Annotated in this window: 3 protein-coding genes; 1 reads left to right on the forward strand and 2 read right to left on the reverse strand. The window is 61.2% G+C overall.

Features of this window, described 5'->3' with window-relative positions; translation table 11 throughout:
* Positions 1-1,328, reverse strand: a 1,328-nt coding sequence (locus tag IWX65_RS17430; protein WP_196884816.1) for a dihydrolipoyl dehydrogenase family protein, incomplete at its 3' end; no start/stop codon positions are given.
* A gap of 96 nt (positions 1,329-1,424) precedes the next feature.
* Between IWX65_RS17430 and IWX65_RS17435 the strand changes: the two genes are divergently transcribed.
* Positions 1,425-1,814, forward strand: a complete 390-nt coding sequence (locus IWX65_RS17435) for a heavy metal-responsive transcriptional regulator (protein ID WP_196884818.1) — start codon at positions 1,425-1,427, stop codon at positions 1,812-1,814.
* Between the two features lie 253 nt (positions 1,815-2,067).
* Here the strand turns inward: IWX65_RS17435 and IWX65_RS17440 are convergent.
* Positions 2,068-2,272: FeoA family protein (locus IWX65_RS17440; protein WP_196884817.1), on the reverse strand; the 205-nt coding region annotated here is incomplete at its 5' end.

Below are 2,272 nucleotides of genomic sequence, written 5' to 3' on the forward strand. Positions count from 1 at the left end.
GACATGGTCAGATACGGCGCCCAGGTGTCGGTGATTTGCCGGGTCATCATTCCGGCTCGGATCGCGTAGGTGGCGGCCAGCATTATTTCTCCCACACCGTCGCCGGCCGCGCTGAGTCCGAGGATTTGGCCGGTTTCGGCGTCGGCGACCATTTTGACCGCCCCATTGGTGTCGTGGTTGGCCAGTGCCCGGGGTAAATCCGTAAAGCTCAGCACGCGGCACTCACACTGGTATCCGTCGGCAATGGCTTCGGCTTCGGTGAGGCCGGCCGTGGCCAGTTGGGGGCGGGTGAAGATGACAGCTGGCAGCCCGGTGTAATCCACCCGGGCCGATGCATCCGCTGGAGAGTCCTGGAGAGCGTTGTGGGCTGCGGTCTTTCCTGCAGCGGCCGCAACGTAGACGTACTGGGGTCCACCGGTCACATCCCCCGCGGCGAAAACGCGCGGATTGCTGGTCCGCTGCCGGTCATCGACCGTGATGAACCCGTGTCCGTCGGTGGCTACCCCTGCGGCGTCGAGGTTCAGTCCATCCGTTTGGGCCATCCGGCCTGTTGCAATCAGTATGTTCTCCGCGTGCAACACCACGCCGGAGCTGGTGCTGACGGTGACGCGTCCGTTCACGGCGGAGACGGACACCGCATGTTCCTCGACCACGGTGATGCCTGCACCGGTCAACGCTGCACGGAGGATGGACGCCATCTCGGGTTCGGCTGCCGGGGCAACCCGTCCGATGATGGTCACCTTTGATCCCAGATGCGCGAACAATTGGCCCTGTTCCAAGCCCACATAGCCGCCGCCGATGACAATCAGTGATTCGGGGAGGCGAGTTTGTTCCATGGCGCTGGTGGACGTGAGGAATTCAACCTCATCGAGTCCGGCCATCTCCGGTAAGGCAGGTTTGGCACCGGTTGCGACAATGAACGACCGTGCGGACAGCGGCACGCCATCAACTGCCAGGGTTTCATTGTCGATGAAGGAAGCCTCCCCGGCGCGTATCTCAAATCCGTAGGCAGCAGCCACATCAGCGTACTTCGCACCACGTAAGTGCTCAACCAGCGCATCTTTCTGCTCGACCAGGGATTCCAGATTGACGGGGTCAGCGAAGGTCGGCGCGCCGGGAAAGGGATTGTTCAACGCCGCATGGCGCGTACCGGCCGCGGCCAGCAAGGTTTTCGAAGGAACACACCCCACGTTCACGCACGTTCCTCCCAACACCGCCCGTTCAATAAGCACCACTGTTTTCCCGGACTGCCGCGCTGTGATGGCCGCAGCCATGGCAGCACCACCGGAACCCACCACAGCCAGATCAAAATCATACTCAGCCATCATCACTTACCTCCTCCTGCGCACGGACATATCGAAACTCATCATCAACGTTCCAGTATGGTGGAAGGTCAAGTCACGGAAGACAGCGGAGGAACAACCATGCGGATAGGTGAACTGGCGAATGCCACGGGGACCACCACCAAAACCCTGCGGTTCTATGAATCGGCAGGTTTGATGCCGATACCGCCGCGAACCTCAAGCGGCTACCGGGACTATCCGAGCGATACCGTCCACCGGATCGCCTTCATCCGGCGGGGACAAAGCGCCGGGCTAACACTGGCCCAAATCGGTGAAATCCTCCACATCCGAGACGGGGGCAACGCGCCCTGCGCCCACGTCAAATCCCTGCTGTCCGAACGGCTAAAGGAACTCGATCACCAGATAGCCGATCTGCTTGCTCTGCGCGAGACAGTGCAGAGCCTGCATTCGGCCAGCCTCACCATCGAACCCGCCGCCTGCGCACCTAACCAGGTCTGCCAATACATCTGAATTATTACGTTCCGCGCGGGGCTTCCCCCACAGGATCCGACCGACGGGCTCCCGCAGGCAGTGAAGACGACGTCTGACATTTCCGTGCAGCCGACCGCCAAGAATGACGACGGAGCTTACCGACATCCTCACCGATCAGCCGTCCCTGCGGAAGGACCGTTTTATGCGGCACGAAAATTGGTCTCTTATTCCGAAGCGTATGTCTCAACCGTGGTGGGTTCCGCGGTGAGCTCCTGGCCGTGTCGAGGGTTTGTTAGGAGGTGGTGACCCAGATGGCGTTGGCCGCGGTGGGGCCGAGGTCTATGTTTTCGTGTTGGCCGGGGAGGGTGATGGTGGTGGCGTCCGTGTACGGGCGTTGCTTCTGGATGGTGAGCTGCGTATCGGGGGTGAGACCGATGTCGGAGAAGTATCTGAGCATTGCGGGGTCGGCGTCGGAGATCCGGACGACGGTTACTTCA

It is taken from the genome of Arthrobacter sp. CAN_A214 (genome assembly GCF_015751955.1).
Lineage (GTDB): Bacteria > Actinomycetota > Actinomycetes > Actinomycetales > Micrococcaceae > Arthrobacter_D.

Coding starts and splice junctions, on each gene's coding strand:
- IWX65_RS17435 (WP_196884818.1), top strand. CDS start 1,425: ATGCGGATAGGTGAACTGGCGAATGCCACGGGGACCACCACCAAAACC.